The organism is Micromonospora sp. ANENR4 (genome assembly GCF_015354395.1).
GTDB lineage: Bacteria > Actinomycetota > Actinomycetes > Mycobacteriales > Micromonosporaceae > Micromonospora > Micromonospora aurantiaca.
Genome location: NZ_JADKYQ010000022.1, coordinates 1 through 25212 on the forward strand (window position 1 = coordinate 1; position 25212 = coordinate 25212).

At 73.6% G+C, this 25212-nt stretch carries 21 protein-coding genes and 5 tRNA genes; 10 read left to right on the forward strand and 16 right to left on the reverse strand.

All coding sequences use genetic code 11. The features are described 5' to 3' along the window. Positions 1-61 precede the first annotated feature (61 nt). From IRY44_RS28395 to IRY44_RS28405, 3 genes are all read right to left on the reverse strand, one after another. Complete coding sequence (locus IRY44_RS28395; protein WP_194803238.1) at positions 62-1711, reverse strand: PKD domain-containing protein; 1650 nt, start codon at positions 1709-1711, stop codon at positions 62-64. Between the two features lie 167 nt (positions 1712-1878). Then, positions 1879-1950 (reverse strand) — tRNA-Val (locus IRY44_RS28400). 11 nt (positions 1951-1961) lie between these two features. Next, positions 1962-2034 (reverse strand) — tRNA-Gly (locus tag IRY44_RS28405). Between the two features lie 159 nt (positions 2035-2193). On the opposite strand from IRY44_RS28405, the gene IRY44_RS31420 reads away from it, so the two are divergent. Beyond that, the gene (locus IRY44_RS31420) at positions 2194-2439 is read left to right on the forward strand and encodes a DUF6458 family protein (protein WP_013284878.1); all 246 of its coding nucleotides are present in this window, start codon (positions 2194-2196) and stop codon (positions 2437-2439) included. 76 nt (positions 2440-2515) lie between these two features. Here the strand turns inward: IRY44_RS31420 and IRY44_RS28415 are convergent, their stop codons facing one another. The 6 genes from IRY44_RS28415 to IRY44_RS28440 all read right to left on the reverse strand — a co-directional run bounded on the left by IRY44_RS28415 (position 2516) and on the right by IRY44_RS28440 (position 6024). Next, entirely contained in the window at positions 2516-3214 is a 699-nt protein-coding gene (locus IRY44_RS28415) for a hypothetical protein (protein ID WP_194803239.1), read from the reverse strand. Between the two features lie 96 nt (positions 3215-3310). Further along, on the reverse strand, positions 3311-4654 hold the full coding sequence (locus tag IRY44_RS30940) for a response regulator transcription factor (protein WP_370585032.1): 1344 nt from the start codon (positions 4652-4654) through the stop codon (positions 3311-3313). Between the two features lie 176 nt (positions 4655-4830). Further along, positions 4831-5649: an isocitrate lyase/phosphoenolpyruvate mutase family protein gene (locus tag IRY44_RS28425; RefSeq protein WP_194803240.1), complete on the reverse strand. Its 819-nt coding sequence runs from the start codon at positions 5647-5649 to the stop codon at positions 4831-4833. A 110-nt stretch (positions 5650-5759) separates the two neighbouring features. Next, positions 5760-5834, reverse strand: a tRNA-Val gene (locus IRY44_RS28430). Positions 5835-5846: 12 nt separating this feature from the next. After that, positions 5847-5917, reverse strand: a tRNA-Cys gene (locus IRY44_RS28435). Between the two features lie 34 nt (positions 5918-5951). Next, a tRNA-Gly gene (locus IRY44_RS28440) sits at positions 5952-6024 on the reverse strand. A gap of 274 nt (positions 6025-6298) precedes the next feature. On the opposite strand from IRY44_RS28440, the gene IRY44_RS28445 reads away from it, so the two are divergent. After that, positions 6299-6901 (forward strand): TetR/AcrR family transcriptional regulator, encoded by a 603-nt coding sequence (locus IRY44_RS28445; protein WP_194803241.1) that lies wholly within the window; start codon positions 6299-6301, stop codon positions 6899-6901. A gap of 17 nt (positions 6902-6918) precedes the next feature. Here the strand turns inward: IRY44_RS28445 and IRY44_RS28450 are convergent, their stop codons facing one another. Further along, complete coding sequence (locus IRY44_RS28450; protein WP_194803242.1) at positions 6919-7752, reverse strand: hypothetical protein; 834 nt, start codon at positions 7750-7752, stop codon at positions 6919-6921. A gap of 189 nt (positions 7753-7941) precedes the next feature. Between IRY44_RS28450 and IRY44_RS28455 the strand changes: the two genes are divergently transcribed. From IRY44_RS28455 to IRY44_RS28470, 4 genes are all read left to right on the forward strand, one after another. Continuing rightward, positions 7942-8610, forward strand: a complete 669-nt coding sequence (locus IRY44_RS28455; protein WP_194803243.1) for a methyltransferase — start codon at positions 7942-7944, stop codon at positions 8608-8610. Positions 8611-8619: 9 nt separating this feature from the next. Continuing rightward, positions 8620-9783, forward strand: a complete 1164-nt coding sequence (locus tag IRY44_RS28460) for a cytochrome P450 (protein WP_194803244.1) — start codon at positions 8620-8622, stop codon at positions 9781-9783. 69 nt (positions 9784-9852) lie between these two features. Then, positions 9853-10785 (forward strand): ABC transporter ATP-binding protein, encoded by a 933-nt coding sequence (locus IRY44_RS28465; RefSeq protein WP_194803245.1) that lies wholly within the window; start codon positions 9853-9855, stop codon positions 10783-10785. Next, the gene (locus IRY44_RS28470; RefSeq protein WP_194803246.1) at positions 10782-11603 is read left to right on the forward strand and encodes an ABC transporter permease; all 822 of its coding nucleotides are present in this window, start codon (positions 10782-10784) and stop codon (positions 11601-11603) included. Before IRY44_RS28465 ends, IRY44_RS28470 begins: the two co-directional genes overlap by 4 nt. Positions 11604-11619: 16 nt before the next feature. On the opposite strand, the gene IRY44_RS28475 is transcribed toward IRY44_RS28470, so the two are convergent. The 4 genes from IRY44_RS28475 to IRY44_RS28490 are packed head-to-tail and all read right to left on the reverse strand — an operon-like array spanning position 11620 to position 15713. Then, the gene (locus IRY44_RS28475) at positions 11620-12297 is read right to left on the reverse strand and encodes a response regulator transcription factor (RefSeq protein WP_194803247.1); all 678 of its coding nucleotides are present in this window, start codon (positions 12295-12297) and stop codon (positions 11620-11622) included. After that, positions 12294-13802, reverse strand: coding sequence for a sensor histidine kinase (locus IRY44_RS28480; protein ID WP_370585033.1), 1509 nt, complete (start codon positions 13800-13802; stop codon positions 12294-12296). The genes IRY44_RS28475 and IRY44_RS28480 overlap by 4 nt, the downstream gene beginning before the upstream one ends. A gap of 46 nt (positions 13803-13848) precedes the next feature. Continuing rightward, complete coding sequence (gene bioD / locus IRY44_RS28485) at positions 13849-14580, reverse strand: dethiobiotin synthase (RefSeq protein ID WP_135243865.1); 732 nt, start codon at positions 14578-14580, stop codon at positions 13849-13851. Further along, complete coding sequence (locus IRY44_RS28490; RefSeq protein WP_194803249.1) at positions 14577-15713, reverse strand: 8-amino-7-oxononanoate synthase; 1137 nt, start codon at positions 15711-15713, stop codon at positions 14577-14579. Before IRY44_RS28490 ends, bioD begins: the two co-directional genes overlap by 4 nt. A gap of 160 nt (positions 15714-15873) precedes the next feature. Between IRY44_RS28490 and bioB the strand changes: the two genes are divergently transcribed. Genes bioB through IRY44_RS28505 form a run of 3 tightly spaced genes read left to right on the forward strand, consistent with a single transcriptional unit; the run spans position 15874 to position 17602 of the window. Continuing rightward, positions 15874-16869 (forward strand): biotin synthase BioB, encoded by a 996-nt coding sequence (gene bioB, locus IRY44_RS28495; protein ID WP_194803250.1) that lies wholly within the window; start codon positions 15874-15876, stop codon positions 16867-16869. Positions 16870-16876: 7 nt separating this feature from the next. Next, positions 16877-17092 (forward strand): hypothetical protein, encoded by a 216-nt coding sequence (locus IRY44_RS28500; protein WP_194803251.1) that lies wholly within the window; start codon positions 16877-16879, stop codon positions 17090-17092. Between the two features lie 3 nt (positions 17093-17095). After that, a complete protein-coding gene (locus tag IRY44_RS28505; RefSeq protein ID WP_194803252.1) occupies positions 17096-17602 on the forward strand; it encodes a GNAT family N-acetyltransferase in 507 nt (168 codons plus the stop codon). 61 nt (positions 17603-17663) lie between these two features. Here IRY44_RS28505 and IRY44_RS28510 read toward each other — a convergent pair whose 3' ends face one another. Beyond that, positions 17664-20102, reverse strand: a complete 2439-nt coding sequence (locus IRY44_RS28510; protein ID WP_194803253.1) for a non-reducing end alpha-L-arabinofuranosidase family hydrolase — start codon at positions 20100-20102, stop codon at positions 17664-17666. A 207-nt stretch (positions 20103-20309) separates the two neighbouring features. After that, a complete protein-coding gene (locus IRY44_RS28515) occupies positions 20310-23177 on the reverse strand; it encodes a glycoside hydrolase family 9 protein (RefSeq protein ID WP_194803254.1) in 2868 nt (955 codons plus the stop codon). Between the two features lie 430 nt (positions 23178-23607). Here IRY44_RS28515 and IRY44_RS28520 point away from each other — a divergent pair, with 430 nt between their 5' ends. Next, positions 23608-25173 carry an aldehyde dehydrogenase family protein gene (locus tag IRY44_RS28520; RefSeq protein WP_194803255.1) on the forward strand — a complete coding sequence of 522 codons (1566 nt, stop codon included), beginning with the start codon at positions 23608-23610 and terminating at the stop codon, positions 25171-25173. Positions 25174-25212: the final 39 nt, after the last annotated feature.

Below are 25212 nucleotides of genomic sequence, written 5' to 3' on the forward strand. Positions count from 1 at the left end.
CCCAAGAACTGAAGGCCGGCACCCCAAGACGGGGTGCCGGCCTTCACGCTTACCCGATGGGTCAGGCCGGGGGCAGCACGAACGTCCACGTGGTGGTGGTCGTGCTGGCCGCGGCGCCGGTGGCGGTGAGGCCGCCGTAGCTGCCGGTCGGCACGCTGCTCGCCGAGTCGGCGAGCAGGCCGGTCGCCCGGCCGCCGCCGGTCTGCGAGGAGTTGCTGCGCACCGCCACGCCGGACGGCGGGGTGAGTGCGGTGGAGGTGCTGTCGCCGTGCAGCCAGTACGACACGGCCCAGCTCTGCGCCGTGCTCACCGGCGCGTACGGGGTGATCCGGGTAGCGGTGCTCGCCGGGTCGGTGGCCCTGGTGAAGACGGGCGCGCCCGGTGCGACCCCCCGGTACGCGGCCAGCACCAGGTTGCCCTTCGCCTGACTGTCCAGCGTCACCCGGACCGCACTGCCGGCATCACCGGCGCTCGCGGTCTTCCACCAGGCGGTGGTGGTGGCGAAGCCGCCGTCGAGGCGGTCGAGCCGGGTCCAGCCGGTCACCCCGGTCGGCTCGCCGGTACCGGTGTGCGTGTTCTGGCTGAGCACGAGCAGCAGCGTGTCACCGGCCTGCACGCCCGCCGGGACGGTGACCGTGTGGCTGGTCCAGTTGGCGTTCGCGGTGGCCTGGCCGACGAACGAGATCCGCTCCGGTACGGGCGCGACGGTCACGTCGACTGTCGCGGTGCCGGTGGCGCCCCGGTCGTCGGTGACGGTGAGCGTGACCGGGTAGGTGCCGGCGGCCGCGTACGTGTGCGACGTGGCCGGTACGGATGCGGTGCCGGTGGTGTCTCCGTCGCCGAACGACCAGCTGTGGTCCTGGATCGCGCCGTCGACGTCGGTGGAGGCCGCGCCGGAGAACGTGCACACCAGTCCGGAGCAGGTGGGCGTCAGCGCCGCCAGCGGCGCCTGGTTGGCCGGGCCGCCCGATCCCTTCAGGATCTTCACGTAGTCGATGTCGCCGGCGAAGTAGTCGCAGGTGACCTTCGTACCGTCGCACTGGCTCTTGCCGCCGACGGACAGCGGCCAGGTGTTGGCGATGGTGCCGGTCGGCCCGTTGAGGCGGCTCGTCCGCACGCCGTCGACGTACATCTCCACGTACGCGGAGGTGCGGTTGCAGGTGACCGTGTGCCACTGGCCGTCGGAGATCGGCACGTCCGTGTAGCCGGTACGGGAGGCGCCGTCCGCGCCCCGGAACAGGCACTTCGGCTTGCCGTTCGGCGCCTCGAACTTCCAGTAGCCGCCCGCCGTGTTGCCCTGTCCCTTCTGGAGGATGTTCCCGAAGGAGTACGTGGTCCGGTAGCGGATGGTCAGCGAGAAGTCCCCGGCGTCCGGGTTGAAGTCGGTGGTGTGCGGCACCAGGTCGACGTGGCCCGGGACGTACTCCTTGTCGGTGGGCAGGTGGGTGGCGAAGCGGTGGCCGGTCGCCCCGGCGTAGAGCGCGCCGGTGACCACCTCACCGCCGATCGTGCCGTGGCGGCCGTTGCCGCTGTAGTCGGTCAGCACCGTCGACGACGACGCCGGTTCGTCCATGCTGTAGAACGCCACCGTCCGCGTCGCGGTGGCCTGCGCGGGCGCGGCCGAGACCGTCACCCCGGCCGCCGCGACGACAGTCGCCACCCCTAATCGGGCGGCTGTCCGCCGCCACCGTCCCCGCTCGATCGTTGCCATGTGACCGCCTCCCTGCGTATCGGGCATCACAGTGACACGCGTGGTGGCAGCGGCTGAATAACCCGCACGGTGGAGCCGGGTGACCGATGTGGCCGGTACGAACCGTCCGGTGGGATACGTCCGCCGATCGACCGGCGGCGCCGGCGGGCGGGGAGGGTGACTCTCGGTGGGCGATACTGGGTTTGAACCAGTGACCTCTTCCGTGTCAAGGAAGCGCGCTCCCACTGCGCCAATCGCCCGGGCAATCGCGAGCGGACGACGGGATTCGAACCCGCGACCCTCACCTTGGCAAGGTGATGCGCTACCAGCTGCGCTACGTCCGCGTGCCGCCGGTTCGCGCCGGCGACGGGGTGAACTCTACCCGATGCCAAGATCGCCCTGCGGCAGACCCCCGCCGCACCGGGTGGCCGTGTGGTTGCGCTGCTCGCCGCCGGGGTACTGAGGCCGGTGACAGCACAACCATCCCCCCGAAGGAGGCTGTCGTGGGTATCGGTACGAGCATTTTCCTGATCGCGGTCGGCGCGATCCTCACGTTCGCGCTCAACGCCAGCGTCGGCGGGGTCGACCTCGACGTCGTCGGCTGGATCCTGATGGCGGCCGGCGTCCTCGGCCTCATCATGACCACGCTGGTGTGGGGCCGCCGTCGCCAGGTGGTCACGACCACCGCCGAGCAGCCGGTGGAGTACCGCCGCGTCGAGGAGCGCCGGGACGTCGCCCCGCCGATGTGACAGTGACCGGGGCCGACGGAGCTGATCGGTCCCGGATCGGGCCGGCCGGATCACCCGATCCGGCCGGCCCGCTCTGCTACGGCCGCTCGCCGTCGGTCACGGCGAGGTCGACAGCGGCGAGGTCGGTGGCGGCGCGCAGCCCGTACCAGCCGATCGCTGCCACCAGCGCCACCTGCACCAGGTAGCTCGCGACGACCACCGCCCGACCGGCGTCCTGCGGCACCAGGACGAACGCCACGACGTAGACGAGCCCGGCGACGATCAGCGGGCGCGGCATGGTCCGGCCGATCAGGATGCCGACGAGCGCCAGGACCATGCCGAGGACGATCGCCACCTGACTGCCGAGGATGGCCGGGAGCAGCCCGTCCAACTGATCGTTGAAAGCGTCGAACAACGCGCGTCCCTGCTGCTCCGGCAGGACGCCCGGGTCGGCGGCGTAGGCGAACGGCAGCACCTCAGCGGTGATCGCCAGCGCGAACACCACCCCGCCGAGGCCGGCCAGGAACGCCCCCACGAGGTTCAGCACGCCCGCGCGGCCCCGGGCCAGCCCGACGATGAAGACCGCCGCGGCGATCCAGGAGACGGCGTACGCGGGCCCGCCCAGGTAGAGGTTCATCGGCCAGTACGCGGACCCCAGCTCACGGACGTCGTCGTAGTGGATCGCGCCGTCGAACGGCGGCTCCCACAACATGAACAGGGTACGGCCGGCCAAGGCCACCAGGAGCAGGACGAAAAGGGCGACGAGCGCGGCGCGGCGCAACTTCGGTACGGGCACTGTGGGAGCCTCCGTCGATTCAGGTGTCGCCCCACCGTGCCGAGGTACCACCGGCCCGGGCATCGGCCTCAGCACCTATCTTCGGGAAACCCCTGCTCAGCGCGGCTGTCCCGCGTGCTCCAGCCAGATCCGCGCCGCTCTTACCCGCCGGTTCGTGTCGCCGCCGGGGGTCAGGCCGAGCTTGACGAAGATGGCGCGCAGATGGGCGTCCACGGTCCGTTCCGACACCACGAGCTGCGCCGCGATCCCCGCGTTGCTGGCGCCTTCGGCGAGTGCGGCGAGCACCTCGCGTTCGCGCGCCGTCAGGCCGCCGACCGAGGCCGGCCCCACCCCGGCGGACACCCCTGTGGCGGACACCTCCGGCGAGGCTGCCCCACCGGCCGGGTCCGCCGGCTCGGCGACGTCCGCCGTGCCCGCGGCGCTGCCTGCCTCCGTACCCTCTGCTCCGTCGTGCGGCGTCACCGGCGGCGCTGTGGGCGCGGCGGTGAGCAGCGCCGCCAGCCGGCCGGTGCCGGCCCACGCCCCGCCGCCGCCGACGACTGTCAGCGCCGACACGACCAGGGCGACCGAGGTCGGGCCGAGGGACGAGCCGGGAGCGGCCACGAGCGTGCCGGCGCCGACCACCAGCAGGGCCGCGGCGGCCAGGCCGGTGGCGCGCACCACGATGCCGACCCGCCGGGCCTCGGTGGCGCCCCGGGCGGCGGTGACCGCGCAGGCGGCGGCGAACACGGCGGCGCCGGACAGGGTCACCAGGAACGCGACCGAGCCCAGCGCCGGTTCGACGTCACCCGGCGCGCGGGCGACCGCGAGGAGCAGGCAGAAGACGACAGTCAGCGGCGCCGCGGTGGTGGCCGCGGCGGCCACGCCGAGCCGTGCCCGCACGGTGTGGTGCGAGCCGAGGGCGGCCCGCCAGAGCGTCACCGGCAGCAGGAGCAGCGCCGCGACGCCGAGCAGGGTGACGGCGGCACCGACCGGCGCGAGCGTGGTACGCCACGACTCCCCGGCGATCGTCGGCACCCCGTCGAACGGTTCGCTCGCCGTCGTCAGCAGCGCGTTGACGAGCGTGGCCGCACCCAGGGCGAGAGCCACGTACCGATGGGTTCTCGGGGTGGCCGCGCCGGTGCGGACGGCGGCCGAGGCGGTCAGTTGCAACAGTGCGAGCGGCGGGATCCACGCCGAGTTCCACGCCGCGACGGCCGGCCCGGCCCACCGGTGGCCGGCCGCGACGGTGGCGACGGCCAGCACGGCGAGCCCGAGGTACGCCAGCAGCGACGCGGCGAGCCCGGTCGCCAGCCGGCCGGCGGCGCGGTGGCCCGAGCGGGCGAGACGGGATGCGGCGACCGCCGCGGCCACGGCGCCCCCGGCCAGGGCGAGGGCACCGGCCGGATCGGTAGCGAAGCCGCCGTGACCCGCCGCCCCGAGGGCGGCCAGCGCTGCCACACACGTCCCCGCCGCGGCCCCCGTGACCACGGGCGGGCCCAGCAACGCGGGCACCGGGCGGACGGAGGCGGTCACCGGCGGCGCCCCCGCCGGGCGGCGGCTCTGCGGATCGGATGCGCGGCCACCGCCACATTCAACCCGGTACCCCGTCCCGCGGTCGATGCCGCGCCGCCGGGTCAGCCCCGCATCAGCTCGTTCAGCGCGTCGAAGTCGAGCCCATCGGCGAGCGCGTCGTACGTCCCGGCGCCGAGCACCTCCGCCGCCGCCCGCTGGGCCACCGCGTACGCGGCCTCGGCCACCGCCGGTCCGATGCTGACCCGGGCCACGCCGAGCCCGGCCAGTTCGGCGATCGGCGGTGCGCCCGGCCCGGCCAGCACGTTCAGCGGCGCCGGGATCGCCGCCGCCAGCGCGGCCACCGTCTCCGGTTCCACGGTTCCGGGAACGAAGATCCCGTCCGCGCCGGCCGCCAGGTACGCCTCGGCGCGCGCGACAGTCTCGGGTACGCCGCCGGTCCGGCGCAGACAGGTGTCCACCCGCGCGTTGACGTACAGCGGGATGCCGGCGCGGTCGGCGGCGGCCCGGACGGCGGCGAGCCGGGCGACCTGCTCGTTGACAGGGCGCAGCGGCCCGCCGCCGTCGTGCCGGGAGTCCTCCACGTTGACGCCGACGGCCCCGGCGGCGAGCACCGCGATGATCGTCTCGGCGACCTCGGCGGGACTGTCGCCGTACCCGGATTCGATGTCGGCGGTGACCGGTACGCGAACCGCGTCCGCCACCCGGCGGATCACGTCGACGGCGGTGTCCCGGGCGAGCACGTCGCCGTCCGGGGCGCCGCGGCTCCACGCGACGGCGGCGCTCGTGGTGGCCACGGCGCGGGCGCCGGCCGCGGCGACGATCCGGGCGCTCAGCGCGTCCCAGGCGTTGACGAGGATCAGTGGGTCACCGGGCTGGTGCAGGGCGCGGAACCGCTGGGCTCGGGTCTGCTGATCGTCCACCGGTCCAGTCTGGGTGGAGCGGTCCGGGCGCGGCAATGGCCGGCGGCGCGGTACTGGACTGATCGACGACGAGAAAGGCCGTGCCGATCTCATCGGCACGGCCTTTCCGCTGGTGGGCGATACTGGGTTTGAACCAGTGACCTCTTCCGTGTCAAGGAAGCGCGCTCCCACTGCGCCAATCGCCCTCGTCTACTGCGAGGTGGAGACGGGATTTGAACCCGTGTACACGGCTTTGCAGGCCGTTGCCTCGCCTCTCGGCCACTCCACCGAGGTTGCCCCCGAACTGCGTGGCGGCATCTCCGAGCGGACGACGGGATTCGAACCCGCGACCCTCACCTTGGCAAGGTGATGCGCTACCAGCTGCGCTACGTCCGCACGCCCCCGGTGTTATCCGGTGACGGATGAGAACTTTAGCCGAGCCCGGGAACGGTTGCCAAATCGGGGCCCCTTCCGGCGCGTCCGGATGTGGCCGACGTCCCGTGGCGCAGGCGTCCTAGGAGCCTGGGTGGTTGCCGTCGGAGGCCGGTGGGCAGGGCCGCGACCTGCGGAATCCGCTCGGCGAGTCGAGTGTCCGGCATCCGACTGTCCCGCCGCCGACCGGCCGCTTCGGTAACTCCCTGTGGTCATACGGATGGGTTACCGTAACGCCGTGACGAGACGAGCCGCCGAGATCCGCCTGGACGCGCTGCTGCGTACGGCCTGCGAGGTGATCGCGGAGCGAGGGCTCGCCAACACCCGCACCGCTGACGTGGCCGAGGCCGCCGGGGTCAGCCAGGCACTCGTCTTCTACCACTTCGCGACGAAGGACCGGCTGCTCGCGCAGGCCTTCGCGTACGCGGTCGAGCAGGACCTCGCCCGCCTCGACGCGGTGCTGCGTTCCTCCGCCCCGCCGCTGGCGAAGCTGCGCCGGATGCTGCGCCTCTACGCGCCGACCGGCCGTGCCACCTCCTGGTCGATGTGGATCGACGGCTGGGCGGAGTCGCTGCGTACGCCGGAGCTGGAGAAGCTCTCCCGCCGCCTCGACCTGCGGTGGCGGCAGGATCTGGCCGCGGTGATCAGCGCCGGGGTCACCGAGGGCACGTTCGACTGCCCCGACCCGGCCGGCGCGGCCTGGCGGATCAGCGCGGTGATGGACGGGCTGGCGGTCCAGCTCGCGGTGCACGAGCGGGTGATCACCCGCCGGCAGATCGCCGAGTGGATCCGCCTGGTGGCAGCCCGGGAGCTGGGCCTGGAGCCCAGCCAGCTCGACTGACCCCTGCCCGCGGCGGGTCAGTGCCAGCGGGGGCGAGGGCGTTCGAAGGGGGGCGGGAGCGTCTCCGGCTCGGGCTGCGCGGACGGGCGCAGCAGGCGGCGCATCCGCAGCAGCAGACCGGCGCCCAGGAACAGCAGCAGACCGCCGAGCAGGAACGCGGCCTGCACCAGGCCGAATCCGCCGCTGTCCGCCACCGGCCGCCCGGCCACGCCACCGGGCGCGGGCGGCTCCACCACCGCGGCGTCGGTCGGCTCGTCGGTGGGTTCCTCGTCGGGCGCCTCGGAAGACGGCTCGTCGCTCGGTGTGGGCTCCGCGCTGCTCGGCGAGGGAGTCGGCAAAGCCGCCTCCTCCCCCACCACCTCGCGGGAGGCGGTCCGCCGGGCCAGCAGCCGCAACTGCGGGTCGTATGCCTCGGCGGCGAAGCTCACCCGCCCGCGCCCGACGTCCTCGGCGAACGCCACCCGGTAGCGCGCGGTCACGGTACGGCCGGGACAGAGCACACCCGGGTCCAGCTGCCGGTCGGTGAGCCGGGCGGTGTCTCCCTCGGTGCGGATCTCCAGCGGGAACGATCCGCTGTCCTCCACCCGGTCCACCTTGAGCTGGTCCAGCCGCAGGCCCTGCACCCGCACCAGCATCGACCAGCGCACCTTGACACAGCCGCCCCCGTCGGAGCGGGACACCACGGCGGACAACGTCTCCACCCGGTTCCCGGCGGTGAACTCGTCCGGCAGGCCGCTCAACTCCGTGGAGAAGGCCGCCGCCGCCCGCGCCGGCAGGGCACCGCCGTACCCGGTCCCGGCCACGAAGGTCAGTACCAGTCCGATCCGCAGCGCGTGCCGCCACCCGCTCACCACGCCTCCTCACCCTCGGTCGTGTCCACAGGCAACGCTAGGAGCGCGCCGGGCACGCCGGTAGACGGGCGTGTTCGCATCCAACGCCACAACACGGGGGCGATTTCACCGAGCGTGGTGAACCGGTCACGACCTCGCCGCGACACGCCCGGGATCGGTTCCGGAACCCCTGTGGGACACAATCTTCCGATGTCCGAGCTGTCCGCCGCGTTCGTCCGGCTGCACGCCCGCCTCGCCCCCGTGGCGTTCGTACCCGAGGTGCGGCTGCACCAGGCAGACGAGCCGATCGGTCTGTGGGAGCTGACCGAGGGCGAGTTCCGCAGCTCCCAGCCGCCGCCGTTCTGGGCGTTCGCCTGGGCCGGCGGGCAGGGCCTGGCCCGCTACGTCACCGACCACCCCGACACGGTCGCCGGCCGCCGGGTGCTCGACCTGGCCTCCGGCTCCGGCCTGGTCGCCATCGCCGCCGCCCGCGCCGGCGCCGCCGCCGTCCGGGCGGTCGAGGTGGACGAGCGGGCCGTGGCCGCCGTCGCGCTCAACGCCGAGGCCAACGGGGTACGCGTCGACGCCGAACTCGGCGACATCCTCGACTCCGACGCGGGCGACGCGGAGGTGGTGCTGGCCGGGGACGTCTTCTACAGCGAGGCGATGGCCCGCCGGATGCTGCGCTTCCTGCTCAAGGCCGCCCGTTCCGGCGCCCGCGTCCTGGTGGGCGACCCGGGCCGGGCGTTCCTTCCGCGCGAGCGCTTCCACGAGCTGGCCGTGTACGAGGTGCCGGTGTCCGAGGCGCTGGAGAGCGTACGGGTGAAGCACACCACCGTGTGGGAGCTGGACCCGAACCCGCCGGGTGCCCGCCGCTAGCGTTACCGCGTGCTGTTCCGGGGCTGGGGGGAGTCCGTCGACGAACAGTGGCCCGACGCGGCCACCGTGGTCGACCACGTCGGCGTGCCGCACCTGGTGGTGACCCGGCACGCGCTCGTCCGCAAGCTGCTCACCGATCCGGTGACGTTCCGGCCGGACAACGCGCTCGACGCCGTCACCCCGGTCCCGGTGGCCGCGCTGCGGATCCTCGCCGGGCACCGGTTCCGGCTGCCGCCGACGCTGGCGAACAACGGCGGCGCGAGTCACCCGGAGATCCGCGGCATCGTCGCCGACGCGCTGCACCCGCACCGGGTGGACGCCCAGCGCCGGTGGCTGACCGGGCTGGTTCGGGAGCGGGTGGCCGGACTCGCCGCCGAGCTGGACGCGGGCCGCCCGGTCGACCTGTACGCGGGCCTCGCCGCCGACCTGCCGCTGCTGGTGCTGGCCCGCCTGGTCGAGCTGCCGGCCGCCCCGGTCGGCGCGGTGAAGAACTTCGCCCGGGCCGCGCTGGAGCTGTTCTGGGCGCCGCTGGAGGAGTCCCGGCAACTGGCGCTCGCCGCCGAGGTGGGCCGGTTCCACACCGTGCTGCGGGAGTTCGCCGCCACCGGGGGCGGGCTCGCCGCGCGGCTGCGCGACGCCGGGCACTCCCCCGACGTGGTCGTCGGGGCGCTGTTCTTCCTGCTGGTCGCCGGCCAGGAGACCACCTCGCAGTTCCTCACCCTGCTGCTGCACCGGCTGTCCGGCGAACCGGCGGTACGGGCCGGGCTGCGCGCCGGTGAGATCGGCGTGGACGACGTAATCGAGGAGGGGCTGCGGCTGGAGCCGCCGATCGTCACCTGGCGGCGGGTGGCAGCAGTCGACACCGCGCTCGGCGAGGTGCCGGTGGCGGCGGGCACCAGCATCGTGGCCTGGCTGGCCCGCGCCGGCCGCGACCCGGCCGTGGTCGACGCGCCGGGCGAGTTCCGCCCCGGGCAACCCGGCTCGCGGCGGCACCTGGCGTTCGGCGCCGGGCCGCACCGCTGCGTCGGCGCGCAGCTCGCCCGGATGGAGGCCGCAGTGGTGGTCGCGGAGGCGGCCGCGCTGCTCGACGGGGTGACGGTGGTGCGTCCGCCGTGGTGCCCGGACAACCTCACCTTCCGGATGCCGGACGCGTTCGTGGTCCGCCGCACCTGACGAAAGTCGGGGTGGGTGGCTGCCGTTCGACGGCGGTGCGGGGGCATCCCGGCTGAATAGCGTCGCCGCATGATCACACTTCGTGCGTTGACGAAACGGTTCGGCGACGTGACAGCCGTCGACGACCTGACCGTCGAGATCCGCCCCGGGCAGGTCACCGGGTTCCTCGGCCCGAACGGCGCGGGCAAGTCCACCACGATGCGGATGGTGCTCGGCCTGGACCGGCCCACCGCCGGCCAGGCGCTGGTCAACGGCCGGGACTACCGCACGCTGCGGCACCCGCTGCACGAGGTCGGCGCGCTGCTCGACGCGACAGGTGTGCACCCGGCCCGCTCCGGTATGGCGCACCTGCGGGCGATGGCACGCAGCAACGGCGTACCGGCCCGCCGGGTGAGCGAGGTGCTCGACCTGGTGGGCCTGGACGCCCGCGCCGCCGGCAAGCCGGGCCGGGCGCTGTCGCTGGGCATGGGTCAGCGGCTCGGCATCGCGGGCGCGCTGCTCGGTGACCCGCCGGTGCTGCTGCTCGACGAGCCGGTGAACGGGCTCGACCCGGACGGGGTGCGGTGGATCCGGGGCTTCACCCGCCGTCTCGCCGACGAGGGGCGCACCGTCCTCGTGTCCAGCCACCTGATGAGCGAGATGCAGCAGACCGCCGACCGGGTCGTGGTGCTGGGGCGTGGCCGGCTGGTGGCCGACGCGCCGCTGGCCGAGCTGATCGCCGCCCGGCCCGCCGCGTCGGTCCGCGTACGCGGTCCCGAGCCGGCCGCGCTCGCCGCCCTCGGCGACCGGCTGGCCGCCGAGGGCGCGACTGTCACCGCCGAGGGGGACGGGATGTCCGTCGCGGGCAGCACCGCCGGCCGGATCGGCGACCTGGCGCACGAGATGGGGGTACGCCTGCACGAGCTGACCCCCGTCGCCGCCTCCCTGGAGGAGGCGTTCCTGGAACTGACCGCCGACAGCGTGGAGTACGCCGCCGGCCCGACCGGAGGTGGCACCCGATGACCGAACGGTCCACGCTCGACCCGGCCCGGCAGTCCGCCCGGCCCGCCACGGCCGGGCATCCGCTCGCGGGGGCGGTGGCCGCCGAGTGGACGAAGCTCTGGTCGGTGCGCTCCACCTGGTGGACGCTGCTCGCGGCGGTGCTGACCATGACGGCCACCAGCGCCCAGCTCGCCATCTACGCCCAGAACGCCAACACCGACGACGACCCGGCCGACAATCCGGGCGTGGTGAGCGTCGGCGAGATCGTGGCCGGGTCGCTGGAGCTGACCCAGTACGTGGTGCTGGCGCTCGGCCTGTTCGCGATCACCAGCGAGTTCACCACCGGCACGATCCGCACCACGCTGCGGTGCACCCCGTCGCGGGGGCGGGTGCTCGCGGCCAAGGCAGTGGTGGTGGGCACGGTGACGTTCGGCGTCGGGCTGCTGCTCGGCACCGTCGGCGCGGCGACGGCCCGGCCGGTGCTGGGCGAGTGGGGCCGCGCCCCGCTGGGCGCGACGGTGGCCGACGTGGTGGCCGCCGCGGCGTACCTGGCGCTGATCGGCGTGCTGGCGCTCGGCCTGGCGGCGGCGCTGCGGGGCGCGGTACTGGCCCTGACCGTCCTGTTCGCGCTGCTGATGATCGTGCCGCTGTCGTTGCAGGAACCGGACATCACGGTGCTCACCCGGATCGCCGACGCGTTCCCCGGGGTGGCGGGCAACCACTTCCTGGCCGGGGACACCGAGCCGTACCCGGCGGCGGTGGGGCTGCTGGTGCTCGCCGCCTGGGCCGCCGCCGCGCTGGCGCTGGGCCGATGGGCGCTGGCACGGCGCGACGCGTGAACGGGGGCGGGGCTGGTCAGCCGGTGGGCGGGACCAGCCCCGCCTCGTACGCGAGGATCGCCGCCTGCACCCGGTTGCGCACGTCCAGCCGGGTGAAGATGCTGGTCAGGTAGCTCTTCACGGTGCCCTCGACGAGGTGCAGCCGGCGGGCGATCTCGGCGTTGGACAGTCCCGCGCCGACCAGCGCCAGCACGTCGCGTTCCCGGTCGGTGAGCCCGGCCAGCCGGTCCCGCGCGTACGGGCCGCGGGCCAGCCGGCCCCCGCTCAGCTCGATCACCCGGCGCGCGACCCGCGGCGACAGGTACGCCCCGCCGTCGGCCACCGCCCGCACCCCGGCCAGTAGTTCGCGCGGGTCGCCGGACTTGAGCAGGAACCCGGCGGCACCGTGGCCGAGCGCGCGGGCGATCAGGTCGTCGTCGCCGAACGTGGTGAGCATGACCGCCGCCGTCTCCGGCACCAGCCGGCGGATCTGCGCGGCGGCGCTGAGCCCGTCGCAGCGGGGCATCCGGATGTCCAGCAGTGCCACCCGGGGCCGGTGCGCGCGGACCAGTTCCACCGCCGCGAGGCCGTCGCCCGCCTCACCGACCACCTCGATGCCCGGGTCGGCGGCCAGGATCGCCCGGACCCCGGCCCGGACCAGTGCCTCGTCGTCGGCGAGCACCACCCGCAGCGGGCGGTCGTGGTCGTCGCTCATCGTGCGATCTGCTCCTTGCTGACCAGCCGCCCGCCGGCGAAACAGAGCCGCCAGGTCGGCTGGGCGAACGGGAAGTTGCCGTCGGTGTAGAACTCGCAGCCCGGCGCGGCGCCGGTCGCGGGCGGGTCGGCCTGCCGCCCTGGTAGCCCGAGCGCGTCGCGCGGCTCACCCAGCCGCAGCCGTTCGTAGCCGGACCGGTCCAGCACCGCGCCCGCAGTGGCGAGCGGGTAGTAGACGAGCGCCAGCACCAGTGCGAGTCCGGCGGGCGCGCCGATCGCGACGAGCAGGCTTCGCCGCACCCGCCGCCGGGCCTCCCGCAGCCGCCGGGCCGCATCCCCCGGTTCACCCCGCCGGGGTACGCCCGCACCGGCGAGCGGGTCGGCGCCCACGTCCGGTGTGCCGGGGCCGGCCGCCCGGTCCAGCGGGACGCGTGCGGTGACCGCCCAGCCACCGTCGCGGGGACCGGCGTCCAGGGCGCCGCCGGCGAGGCGTACCCGCTCGCGCAGCGCCAGCAGCCCGGAGCCGTGCGACGGCGGCCCGGGCAGCGGACCGGCCGGCGGTGGCGCGTTCACCACCGCGACCGTCACAGTGCCCTCGGCGCGGGCCACATCGACGGTGACCGGGGCACCGGGGGCGTAGCGGGCGGCGTTGGTGAGCGCCTCCCGGACCACCCGGTGCACCGCGTGCGCGGGCAGCGGCGGCAGGTCCGCCTCGTCGCCGCGCAGGTCGACTGTCATCCCGGCGTCGCGCGCGCCGTCGACCACGTCGGCGACCGTCTCCCCCGGCGGCCGCAACGTGCGCTCCTCGCGCAGCACGCCGATCACGTCGTGCAGGCGTTCGGTGGCGGCGGCGACGCTGGCCCGCAGCTCACCGGCCGCCGCCCGGTGCGCCGGGGACAGGTCCGGCGCCAGTTCCAGCGCGCCCGCCCGCAGCGCGATGAGGCTCAGGTCGTGGCCGAGCGAGTCGTGCATGTCCTGGGCGATGCGGGCCCGCTCGCGCAGGCGTACCCGCTCGACCTCGGCCCGGCGCTCGGCCTGCGCGTGGCGCAGCCCGGCGTCGGCGAGCGCGCGGTGCTGCCGCCGCAGCCGGCCCAGCAGCCAGGGGAACACCCCGGCGAACAGCAGCACCGAGGAGAGCAGGAACCAGGTGGACGGCTCGGTGCCGAGCAGCCCGAGGTTGAGCACCGAGCCGGTGACCGCGATGGCGGCGAAGACGGCGGCGGCCGGTGCGGCCCGGTCGCTGCGCTGCCCGGCGAGGTAGCCGAAGACCGGGATGGCGAACACGACGTTGCCGTCGACGAGCGAGCCCGCCACCACCGCGAGCACCGCGACCAGCGGCCACCGGCGCCCGATCCACACCGCCGTGCCGAGCAGCGCCAGCGCGGCGGCCAGCGGCGGCAGCTCGCCGATCTGCGGCGGGGTGAGCCGGCCGTACGCGACGGGCGCCGCGAGCACGGCCCAGAGCAGCAGGTCACCGGCCCGGCGCTGTCGTTCGCGGGGTTCCACGGCGGTCACGCTACCCACGCCCGGCCGGGCCGGGCACCGACGAAAGTCAGGTCTCCTCGGCCCAGGCCCGCCAGTCGTCGAGCACGCCGTAGAGGGCGGGGGTGAGCCAGCCGGGCGCGGACCGGCGGAACACACCGGGGTCCATGCCGCCCGCGCCGGCCGGTACCGCGCCGAGCAGATTCGGCAGCAGCTCGGACAGGTTGAGCCAGTGCACCAGCTCCGGCTCGGTCGGCCAGGCGCCGATCACCACGCCGGCCGGGACGGCCCGCCGCTCCAGCGCCTCCAGCGTCAGCGCGGTGTGGTTGAGCGTGCCGAGCCCGGCCCGCGCCACCACCACCGCCGGTGCGCCGAGCGACACCGCCAGGTCGGCCACCGTCCACGGCTCGCCGGACGGCCGCAAACCCATCGGTACGAGCAGCCCGCCCGCGCCCTCGACGAGCACCAGGTCGTGCTTGTCCGCCTCCTCGCGGATCGCGTCGACCGCGTTGTACAGCTCCAGCGGCGGCAGCTCCGCCACCCGGGCCGCGGCCAGCGGGGCCAGCGGATCGGGGTAGCTGGCGAGCGTCCGGCCGGTGAGCGGGGCGGCCAGCCGGGTCACCGAGTCGACGTCGCCGGGCTCGCCGGTCGCCGTACCGGTCTGGCCGGGCTTGACCACAGCTACCCGCAGGCCGGCCGCCTGCGCGGCGGCGGCGACGGCGGCGGTCACCACCGTCTTGCCGACCTCGGTGTCGGTGCCGGTCACCAGCACCGGCCCGGTCCAGGCGTCGCCGAAGCTCATGGCGCACACTCCACGATCACGTCCAGGGCGCTGTCGAAGCCGGCCCGGTCCACCCCGGCGCTGACGGTGAGCCGCAGCCGGGAGCGGCTGTCCGGGGTGGACGGGGGACGGAAGCAGCCGACCGCCACGCCCCGGTCCCGGCAGGCGGCGGCCCAGGCGGTCGCCTCCTGCGGTCCGGGCGCGGTCACCGAGATCACGGCGCCGTCCGGGGCGGACACGGACAGCCCGGCCGCACCGAGCCGGCGCACCGCCGCGGCGACCCGGTCGGCCAGCTCGGCGCGCAGCGCGTCGCCGTCGCGGGCCAGGCGTACCGCGGCGCGGACCCCGGCCACCACGGCGGGCGGCGGCGCGGTGTCGAAGATGAACGTGCGGCCGGTCTCCACCAGGTGGCGGACGAACTCGGCCGGCCCGGCGACCACGCCGCCGGCCCCGCCGAGCGCCTTGGAGAGCGTCGCGGTGACCACCACGTCGGGCGCGCCGGCGAGCCCGGCGGCGGCGACCCCGCCGGCTCCGGCCGGCCCGGTGACGCCGAGCGCGTGCGCGTCGTCGACGAGCAGCAGCGCGCCGTGGCGGCGGGCCACCGCGTGCAGCTCCGCGAGCGGGGCCAGGTCACCGTCGACGGAGAAGACCGACTCGGTCACCACCACCGCCGGGCGGCCGGGCGCGGCGGCGAGCGCCGCGGCCACCGCCGCCACGTCGGCGTGCGGCGTCACGAGCGTTTCGGCGCCGGAGATCCGGCAGCCGTCGATCAGCGAGGCGTGGTTGTGGGCGTCGGAGACGAGCAGCGTACGCGGCTGGGCCAGTCCCCGGACGGCGGCGAGGTTGGCCAGGTAGCCGGAGGAGAAGACGAGCGCCCGGTCGACGCCGAGCCAGTCGGCCAGGTCGTCCTCGAGCGCGTGGTGGGCGTCGGTGGACCCACGCACCAGGCGCGACCCGGTGGCACCCAGCCCGTACGCGGACAGGGCCTGCGCTGCGGCGGCGGTGACCTCGGGGTGGGTGGCCAGGCCGAGGTAGTCGTTGCCGGCCAGGTCGACAACGGCGTCGTCCGCGGCGCGGGGGCGCAGCGTGCGGGTCAGTCCCGCCCGGGCCCGCAGCTCGGCGCGGCGGTCCAGGGCCGCCAGCCAGTCCGCCACCGTGCCGTCCCCTCCCGCCGACTCCCGCCCCCCGCCGGGCGCTTCCGCGGGGCGAAGTTACCACCCGCGCCGAGGGCCCCGGCGTGGCGCGGTCCCGGCTCGCCGGGGGGCCGGCGGCGGTGGTTTCCCGCGCTCACGGTGGCCTGTTAGGTTACGAGCCATGCCAGAGATCCTCGACCAGGCCCGGGAGCGGGTGCTGGGCAACGGCGTCGGCCTCGACGAGGCCGGTGTCCTCGCGGTGCTGAACCTTCCCGACGAGCACCTGCCCGCCGCGCTTCAGCTCGCCCACGAGGTCCGGATGCGCTGGTGCGGTCCGGAGGTCGAGGTCGAGGGCATCGTCTCGCTGAAGACCGGCGGCTGCCCGGAGGACTGCCACTTCTGTTCGCAGTCCGGCCTGTTCACCTCGCCGGTGCGCTCGGTCTGGCTGGACATCCCGGCGCTGGTCGAGGCCGCGAAGCAGACCGCCGCGACCGGGGCGACCGAGTTCTGCATCGTGGCCGCGGTGCGTGGCCCGGACGCCCGGCTGATGAAGCAGATGCGCGAGGGCGTCGCCGCCATCCGCGCCGAAGTCGACATCCAGGTCGCCGCCTCGCTCGGCATGCTCACCAAGGAGCAGGTCGACGAACTGGTCGAGATGGGCGTGCACCGCTACAACCACAACCTGGAGACGTGCCGCTCCTACTTCCCGAACGTGGTCACCACGCACTCGTGGGAGGAGCGCTGGGAGACGCTGCGGATGGTCCGCGAGTCCGGCATGGAGGTCTGCTGCGGCGGCATCCTCGGCCTCGGCGAGACGGTCGAGCAGCGCGCCGAGTTCGCCGCGCAGCTCGCCGAGCTGGACCCGCACGAGGTCCCGCTGAACTTCCTCAACCCGCGCCCCGGCACGCCGCTGGGTGACCGCCCGGTGGTGGAGGGCAAGGACGCGCTGCGCGCCATCGCCGCGTTCCGGCTGGCCATGCCGCGCACCATCCTGCGGTACGCGGGCGGCCGCGAGCTGACCCTCGGTGACCTGGGCACCCGGGACGGCCTGCTGGGCGGCATCAACGCGGTGATCGTCGGCAACTACCTGACCACGCTGGGTCGCCCGGCCAACGCCGACCTGAAGCTGCTGGAAGACCTGAAGATGCCGGTGAAGGCGCTCTCGGCGACCCTGTGAGGCAGCGGTGACCGAATCCTCCCCCGCCACGGCCGCCCCCGCCGCGCTCTGGTGCGACAGGTGCGGCGAGTCGGTGACGGCCGGGCCGCACCCGGCGTGCGAGGCGGCGCGGGCGTGGGAGCCGCCGCGCTGGTGCGCGTCCTGCCGTCGGCGGATGAAGGTGCAGGTCGTACCGGCCGGCTGGTCGGCGGTCTGCGTCGAGCACGGCGAGCGGCGGGGCTGAGGCGTGCTGCGGGGGCGGGCGGTGACGTTGCGGCCGGTGACCGACGCCGACGTGCCCGCCCTGGCCGCGATCCGGGCCACCCCCGAGGTGCGCCGCTGGTGGCGCGGCGGTGACGACCTGGCCGAGTCGGTCCGGGCCGACCTGGCCGACGACGCGTTGACGACCTACGCCGTCGAGCACGACGGCAGGCTGGTCGGCGCGATCCAGTGGTACGCCGAGACCGACCCCGACTACCGCCACGCCAGCCTGGACGTCTTCCTCGACCCGGCGGTACGCGGCTCGGGGCTGGGCGGCGACGCGATCCGCACCCTGGTCCGGCACCTGATCGACGAGTACGGCCACCACCGGTTCACCATCGACCCGGCGGCGGCGAACACGGCGGCGATCCGGGCGTACGCGAAGGTGGGGTTCCGCCCGGTGGGCATCATGCGGCGCTACGAGCGCGGGGCGGACGGGCGCTGGCACGACGCGCTGCTGATGGACCTGCTCGCCGAGGACCTGGCCGGCTGAACGAACGGCGTGCCCGGCACCACGCGGGTGCCGGGCACGCCTTCCGGTAACTGTGTGACGGTCAGCGCTGGAGGGTCAGCACACCCGGCCGCCACGGCAGCAGGTTGTAGTCGCCGCCCGCACCGGGGTTCTTGCCCTGGTACAGGAACTGCAGGTTGCAGGGGTCGATGGTCTTGGTCTGGTCGGGGTTGGTGCGGACCAGGTCACCGTGGCTGATGTCGTTGGTCCACGTGGCGCCGCTGTTGGCCTTGCCGGCGAACGGGTTGCTCTCCGTGGCGGCCTGCGGGGTCCACGAGCCGTTCAGGCTGTTGGACGTGAACGACCGGAAGTAGCGTCCCTGGCTCCCGATCGCCTCGACGATCATGAGGTACTGGTTCTGGCCCGCCACCTTGTAGACCTCGACGCCCTCGAACAGGTTGTTCGTCGAGTCGGTCATGATCGTCGTGTAGCTCGAGCCGAAGCTGCCCGGGAAGTTCCCGAGCGGCATGCTCGACCGGTAGATCTTGCCGTTGTCCCCGGCGAAGAACAGGTACATGTTCTGGTCGTCACCGATCAGGGTCTGGTCGATGACGCCGTACGGGGCGTCCGGCAGGGTGGCGGTGGACAGCGTCTGCGCCGAGGACCACCCGTTGGCGTTCGTCGGGTCGCTCGACGTCTTGTAGCTGAACGAGGTCGGTCCCCACTGGTACGCCAGCACCCAGATGTTCTTCGGCGCGAAGTACAGCAAGGTGGGGGCCACGGTGCCCTGGCTCATTCCGTTCTGGCCGGCCGAGGCCATGTCGGACCAGTTCGTGAACGGGGTGAAGTTCATCGAGCTGTACTGGCCGCTGCTGTTGACGTACGACCCGTAGACCAGGTGCTTGCCGTTGTAGACCACGTTGGTGAAGTCCTTGAGCGAGACCCAGCCGTTCTGCGGGTTGGCCAGCGCGCCGGTCGACGACCACCGGTAGGTCGACGGGAGCGAGCAGCCGCCCGGCGGGGGCGTCGTGGTCGGCGGCGGCGTGGTCGGGGGCGTGGTGCCGCCACCGAAGTCGGTCCGCCACTGCTGGTTGGTCTGCCCGTGGCAGTCGTACAGCTGGATCTGCTGGCCGTTGCCGGTACCCCAGACGTCCAGGCAGCGGCCGGACTGCACGCCACTGATGGTGCCGTTGGAGTTGATGTTCCACTGCTGGTTCGACTGGCCGTTGCAGTCCCAGATGATGATTCCGGTGCCGTTGCCGGTGGCCGCGCCGTTTGCGTCGAGGCACTTGGTGCCGTAGACCGTCAGCTGCTTGCTGGAGGTGTACGTCCACCGCTGGTTCGACTGGTTGTTGCAGTCGTAGAGCTGGACCCGCGTGCCGTTGCTCTGCGAGGAGTTCGGTACGTCGATGCACCGGCCCGACTGCACGCCGACGATCTGGCCGGCGCCACCGCTGGGCGGCGGTCCCGTGGTCGGGGTCGTGGTCGGCCCGGAGGTCGGGGCGGCCGCGTTGAGCGCGTTGAGGACCGAGTTGTACGCGGCCTTCTTGTTGCCGCCGCCGTCGAACAGCAGCGGGCTCTCGTTGGAGCGCCACGAGTCGCTGTCACGCACGCCCCAGACGGTGATGCCGATGCAGCGCGGCACGTTGATGCACGCCTGCGTCAGACCCGCGTACTGACTGGTGGACGAGTTGGTCACGTCGACCTCGGTCAGCGCCACGTCCACACCCAGCGCAGCGAAGTTCTGCAGCGTGGTCTGGAAGTTGCTCGGCAGCGAACTGCCGCCGGTGAAGTGGGTCTGCAGACCCACGCAGTCGATCGGCACACCACGGGACTTGAAGTCCCGAATCATGTTGTAGACACCCTGCGTCTTGCCGTACGACCAGTTCTCGATGTTGTAGTCGTTGTAGCAGAGCTTCGTCGACGGGTCGGCCGCCCGCGCGGTACGGAACGCCACCTCGATCCAGTCGTTACCAGTGCCCTGCAGGTTCGAGCTACGGCGGCTACCGTCCTCATTGAACGCCTCGTTCACCACGTCCCACGCGGCCAGCTTGCCCCGGTAGTGGGCCATCACGCCGTTGATGTGGTCGATCATCGCCTGACGCAGGTTGCTGCCGTTCAGGCTCTGCATCCAACCCGGCTGCTGCGCGTGCCAGGCCAGCGTGTGGCCACGGACCTTCAGCCCACGCTGGGTCGCCCAGTTGTAGATCTGGTCGCCCGAGTTGAAGTTGAACTGGCCCCGCTGGGGCTGCGTCGCGTCCGGCTTCATCTCGTTCTCAGCCGTGATCATGTTGAACTCACGCGCCGCGATCGTGCTGTACGTCGAGTCGCCGAGCCGGCCCGCAGCGATGGCGGTGCCGAAGTAGCGGCCCGACTGCGCGGCGGCGGCGCCCAGCGTGGACGCGGCGGCGTTCGCCGACGGCATCATGACCGCGACGGCGGCCACCGTCACGGCGCTGACCGCGCCGGCGAGCAGCGCCCGGACGGCCGGTGATCGCCGCCGCCGGCTCCCGCCGCGATGAATGGATGGGCTCATTGCCATCTTGGCCTCCTTACTGGCCAACACCCAGGCCGTCGGGGCGAAGACGACTGGACGTCTCGGTTGGGTATCTAGCTCCGTCGATGCTTCCATCGCGCATCGACGAGGACAATGGTGTTTCGGAAACGTTTCGGAAAGGTTCTCGCCTCGCGAGGCGTGGCGTGGCCGGTCGCCCGGTGCGGCACCGGCCACGCCACGCCGCCTCGACGGTCAGGACACGGTGCAGGCGGAGCCGTTCAGCGTGAACGCGGCGGGCTTCGGGTTGGCGCCGGTGTGGGTGCCGTTGAAGCCGAAGCTGGTCGACGCCCCCGGCGCCAGCGTCCCGTTGTAGGACAGGTTCGACGCGGTCACCGCCGTACCGGTCTGGGTCACGTTCGCCGACCAGGCCTGCCCGACCTTCTGCCCGGCGTTGCCGAACGTGAACGCCAGGGTCCAGCCGTTGATCGCCGTGGTGCCGGTGTTGGCGATCGTGACGTTCGCGGTGAACCCGGTGTCCCAGGTGTTTGCCGTCCAGGTCACCGCGCAGGCACCGCCGGCGGGCGGGGCTGTGGTGGTCACCGTGACGCCGGGCGACGCGGGCGAGACGTTGCCGGCCGCGTCCACCGCCACCACCGTGAACGTGTACGTGGTGGAGGCGGTCAGCCCGGTCACCGCCAGCGTGGTGCCGGTGGTGGAGCCGACCAGGACGCTCCCGCCGCGGTAGACGCGGTAGCCGGTGACGCCGACCGCGTCGGTGGACGGGCCCCAGGTCAGCGTCAGGCCGGTCGGGCCGACCGCGGAGGCGGTGGGCGTACCGGGTGCGGTCGGCGGGGTGGTGTCCGGTGCCGGGCCGGCCGGCGTGGTGACGCTGACCGCGGCCGACGACGCGGACCGGTTGCCGGCGCCGTCGAGGGCCCGCACGGTGAACTGGTACGTCCGCTCCGGCGCCAGCCCGGTCACGGCCAGGGTTGCCCCGGTCGAGGCGGTGACGACCGGGTCGGTGCCGGCCGAGGTACGGGTCACCTCGTACCCGGCCAGGCCGCTGCCGCCGGTGTCGGTGGACGCGGCCCAGGTCAGCGTGAGCCCGCTGGACGTGACGGCGGACGCGACGGGCGTGCCGGGCACCGACGGCGCGGTGGTGTCCGGCGTGGCCGGTCCGGGCTCCTCGCCCCAGACGCGCACGCCGCCGGAGTAGAGCGGCACCTTGGGGTTGGGCCCGGCGGTGGCCTGGTACGACGGGTCGTTCGTCGGGTCCCAGGTGCCGCCCTCCGGCACCCCGATCTTGAACTGGACCTCCATCCGGTGCTGCGACTGCCCGGCGGGCGCGATGGTGTAGCCGGTGCAGTCGACCTCGACGTACCAGATGTCGCCGGAGAGCTGCTTCGCGGCCGACGGCGACGGGCAGCCCTGGGTGTAGCCGGGCGTGACGGTGACCGGTCCGGTGCCGTCGGGCCGGAAGAAGTACCGGAACTTACCGGTGGTCAGCGCCCGGGCCGGGAACGCCGACTTGTTGTAGATGATCGCCTTGAGCCCGGTGGCGCGCGGCTCGGCCTGCATCACTGTGGTCTCCACCGTCAGCTCGTCCATGTCGGGCGTCTCCGCGGACGGGAAGCCAGCGCGCGGGCTGCCGCCGTACTCGTTGGCGAGCCGGGCCAGCGCGGAGGTGAAGCCGGCGTTGTAGTCGGTGGCCACCTCGTTCATCACGTAGTCCGACCGGCTGTCGGTGTACGCGTCGTTCGCCGAGGACGGGCCGCCGACGAGCGCGCCGTAGAGCACGTGCCGGGTCTCGGTGGGTACGGTCTGGCTGTCCCACCAGGAGCCGTGCGCGGTGCGGTGGTGCGGGTTGCGCGGCGAGTTGGCGCCGAAGCCGATCTGGTAGCTGGAGTTGCGCGGATTGTCGCCGAGCGCGTAGTTGATCTGCCGGACGGCGAAGTCGTGGTAGCGCGCCTTGCGCGTGGTGTCGGTGGTCTTGTCGCTGTAGACGAGCGCGGCGAACGCGGTGTTGGAGGCGTACCGCAGCGCGCCCCAGGAGTCGAGCACCGCCATCCCGCCGGGCGAGTACGGCACCCGCTGGCCGTTGACGCCCACGGTCCAGTAGTCCAGCCACCGGTTGGCGTCGTCGGCGTACTTCTGCTTGCCGGTGAGGTTCGCCAGCAGCACGTACGCGCCGAACTGCTTGTTGTCCCAGGCGATGGTCCACTTGTAGGAGCGGGTGGTGGACTGCGGCTCGGTGCCGAGCTTGTCGTACTCGCTCTCGGCCTTCGCCAGGTAGGTGGCGTCGCCGGTGGCCCGGTACAGCCAGATCGCGCCCCAGACCAGTTCGTCCTGGTAGCCGCTCCACGACTTGTAGAAGCTCGTCGCGTCGGTGATGCACTCGTGGTAGTTCTTCCGCACGGTGTCGGCGAACGTGTAGAGCTGCTTGGCGTGGCCGAGCAGCTTGTCCGCGTAGGCCGCGTCGGTGGGCCGGAACACCATCGACGAGGCGGCCATCGCGGCCGCCGTCTCCCCCGCCAGGTCCGCGCCGCCGCAGCTCGCGTCGATCTTGTACGCGGGCCGCACCATCGGCATCACCTCGGCCGGACCCCACCACTTGTGGTCGTCGTCGCCCTTGCCGACCTGTCCGTAGAGGACGTTCGGAGCGGGGTGCGCCTTGACGAAGTAGTCGTTGACGAAGCGCAGATTGTTCAGCAGGTGGGTGAGCTGGCCGGAGGCCACGTACCCGTCGCGGTACTCGACCGCGCCCCAGGCCAGCATGGTGGCGCTGCTGGCCATCGGGAAGCCGAACTTCACGTGGTCGCCGGCGTCGTACCAGCCGCCGGTGAGGTCGATGCCGACGTCGGCGCCGTCGGTGAGCGCGGAGTCGCCGCGCCAGGAGACCCGGTTCCAGGAGGGTTTGCGGCCCGACTGCTGCGCCTCGTAGAAGAACAGTGACTTCTGCAGCGCCTCGGCGTAGTTGAACGTGGCCGCGGCCTGCGGGGCGGCGGACGCGGGCGGCGGGGCGGCGACGGCCGTGGCCACGCCGACGGCCAGCGCGGCGCCGACGGCGAGCAACCGGCGCAGCCGGGACCGGCCTCCGGGCGGCGGAATCGGACGGGGCATGGCGAGCTCCTGTGGCTGGCGCCGGGCGGCAGCCGGAGCGGGGACGGTCTCGCAGGGCTCCGGCTGCCGCGTGGCGGTGGTGGTGGGGTGTCCGTGAGAGGTTCGGGAGCGCTCCCACATGGACAATCGACAATGTAATGCGCCGTTCATCACAGGGGAAGAGCGCGCTGATCCGAGGCGCCGGGCGTACTCGCGGGTAACCATCGGGAGCTGGATCACACCATCGATCGAGCTCGATATCGAGCGCGTTCGGTCCCAGCTCAGCGGCATCGCCACGGTGGCGAATGCGCCCGCGAGAGCGTCGCCGGCGGCGCGGCCGTCCTGGCATACGAGCGTACGGTTGCCCGGCCGCTTCGGCCCGCGGGACAGTACGCCTCACCTGCGGTGCCATCGACGCCGCCGCTCCCCGGACGACACTGAGGAGATCGCGATGGCTCTACGACTCGCCGAGGGCACCTCCTGGTCCGACACCCTCGCCCGGGCGGTGGCCGCCACGCCCGAGGCGTTCGGCACCGGCCCCGACGGCACCACCACGCTGCACAACCTCGTCCAGGGCGACTGGCGGGCGCTCGGCACGCCCACCGCCGTACGCACCCCTGTCGACAACACCGTTCTGGTGAACCTCGCCCGGCTCGACGCCGACACGGCCCGCGCCGCCGTCGCCCACGCCGCCGACGCGCACCGGGAGTGGGCGCGGACCCCGCTGGCCGAGCGCGTCGCCCGGGTCACCGACGCCCTCGACGCGCTCACCGCACACCGCGACCTGCTCGCCCTGCTGCTGGTCTGGGAGATCGGCAAGCCGTGGCGGCTGGCCTGCGCCGACGTGGACCGCGCGCTGGACGGCGTGCGCTGGTACGTGCAGGAGATCGAGCGGATGCTCGCCGACGGGCGGGAGCCACTGCCCGGCCCGGTCAGCAACATCGCCTCCTGGAACTACCCGATGAGCGTGCTGGTGCACGCCGAGCTGGTGCAGTTGCTCGCCGGCAACGCGGTCATCGCCAAGACGCCGTCGCAGGGCGGCGCGGTCTGCCTCACCGTCGCGCACGCGCTGATGCGCCGCGCCGGGCTGCCCGCCACGCTGCTGTCCGGCAGCGGCGAGGAACTGTCCGAGGTACTCGTCCGCGCGCCGGAGATCGGCGCGGTGGCGTTCGTCGGCGGACGCTCCAACGGCGGCAAGGTCGCCGCCGCGCTGCTCGACTGCGACAAGCGGCACTTCATCGAGCAGGAGGGCCTGAACGCCTGGGGCATCTGGAACTTCTCCCAGTGGGACTCGCTCGCCGCCCACCTGCGCAAGGGCTTCGAGTACGGCAAGCAGCGCTGCACCGCGTACCCCCGGTTCGTGGTCCAGCGCGACCTGGTCGACGAGTTCCTCGACATGTACCTGCCGGTTGTCCGCTCGATCCGGTTCGGGCACCCGCTCGCCGTCGGCGACGACTGGTCGGCCGGCGACCCGCTGCCCGAGCTGGCCTTCGGGCCGCTGATCAGCGCCGCCAAGGCCGACGAGCTGCGGCGCAAGGTCGACGAGGCGGTACGCGGCGGTGCCGTGCCGCTGCATCGAGGCAAGCTGGACGGCGCGCCGTTCCTGGACGGGCAGGACACGTCCGCGTACGTCGCACCGGCCGTGCTGCTGGCCCCGCCCGGCCGGTCCCGCCTCATGCACGCCGAGCCGTTCGGCCCGGTCGACACCATCGTCGTGGTGGACACCACCGACGAGCTGCTGGCTCAGATGAACGCCTCGAACGGCGCGCTCGTCGCGTCGCTCGCCTGCGACGACGAGGAACTCGCCGGCAAGCTGGCGGTGGACCTGCAGGCGTTCAAGGTGGGCATCAACAAGCCGCGCTCCCGGGGCGACCGGGACGAGCCGTTCGGCGGCCGGGGCGCGTCCTGGAAGGGCGCGTTCGTCGGCGGCGACCTGCTCGTGCAGGCGGTCACTGTGGGCGGTGACGGCCGGCTCTACGGCAACTTCCCCGACTACAGCAGCTACCCGGCCACCTGATCGCACACAGACGGGCGGGGCCCCCGCATCGGGAGCCCC

Bases quoted from the DNA above. Each gene is read 5' to 3' on its own strand.
- IRY44_RS28455 (WP_194803243.1), top strand. From the start codon at position 7,942: ATGTCCGAGCTGTCCGCCGCGTTCGTCCGGCTGCACGCCCGCCTCGCC.
- IRY44_RS28515 (WP_194803254.1), bottom strand. From the start codon at position 23,177: ATGCCCCGTCCGATTCCGCCGCCCGGAGGCCGGTCCCGGCTGCGCCGG.
- IRY44_RS28475 (WP_194803247.1), bottom strand. From the start codon at position 12,297: ATGAGCGACGACCACGACCGCCCGCTGCGGGTGGTGCTCGCCGACGAC.
- IRY44_RS28510 (WP_194803253.1), bottom strand. From the start codon at position 20,102: ATGGCAATGAGCCCATCCATTCATCGCGGCGGGAGCCGGCGGCGGCGA.
- bioB (WP_194803250.1), top strand. From the start codon at position 15,874: ATGCCAGAGATCCTCGACCAGGCCCGGGAGCGGGTGCTGGGCAACGGC.
- IRY44_RS28470 (WP_194803246.1), top strand. From the start codon at position 10,782: ATGACCGAACGGTCCACGCTCGACCCGGCCCGGCAGTCCGCCCGGCCC.
- IRY44_RS28520 (WP_194803255.1), top strand. From the start codon at position 23,608: ATGGCTCTACGACTCGCCGAGGGCACCTCCTGGTCCGACACCCTCGCC.
- IRY44_RS28395 (WP_194803238.1), bottom strand. From the start codon at position 1,711: ATGGCAACGATCGAGCGGGGACGGTGGCGGCGGACAGCCGCCCGATTA.
- IRY44_RS28465 (WP_194803245.1), top strand. From the start codon at position 9,853: ATGATCACACTTCGTGCGTTGACGAAACGGTTCGGCGACGTGACAGCC.
- bioD (WP_135243865.1), bottom strand. From the start codon at position 14,580: ATGAGCTTCGGCGACGCCTGGACCGGGCCGGTGCTGGTGACCGGCACC.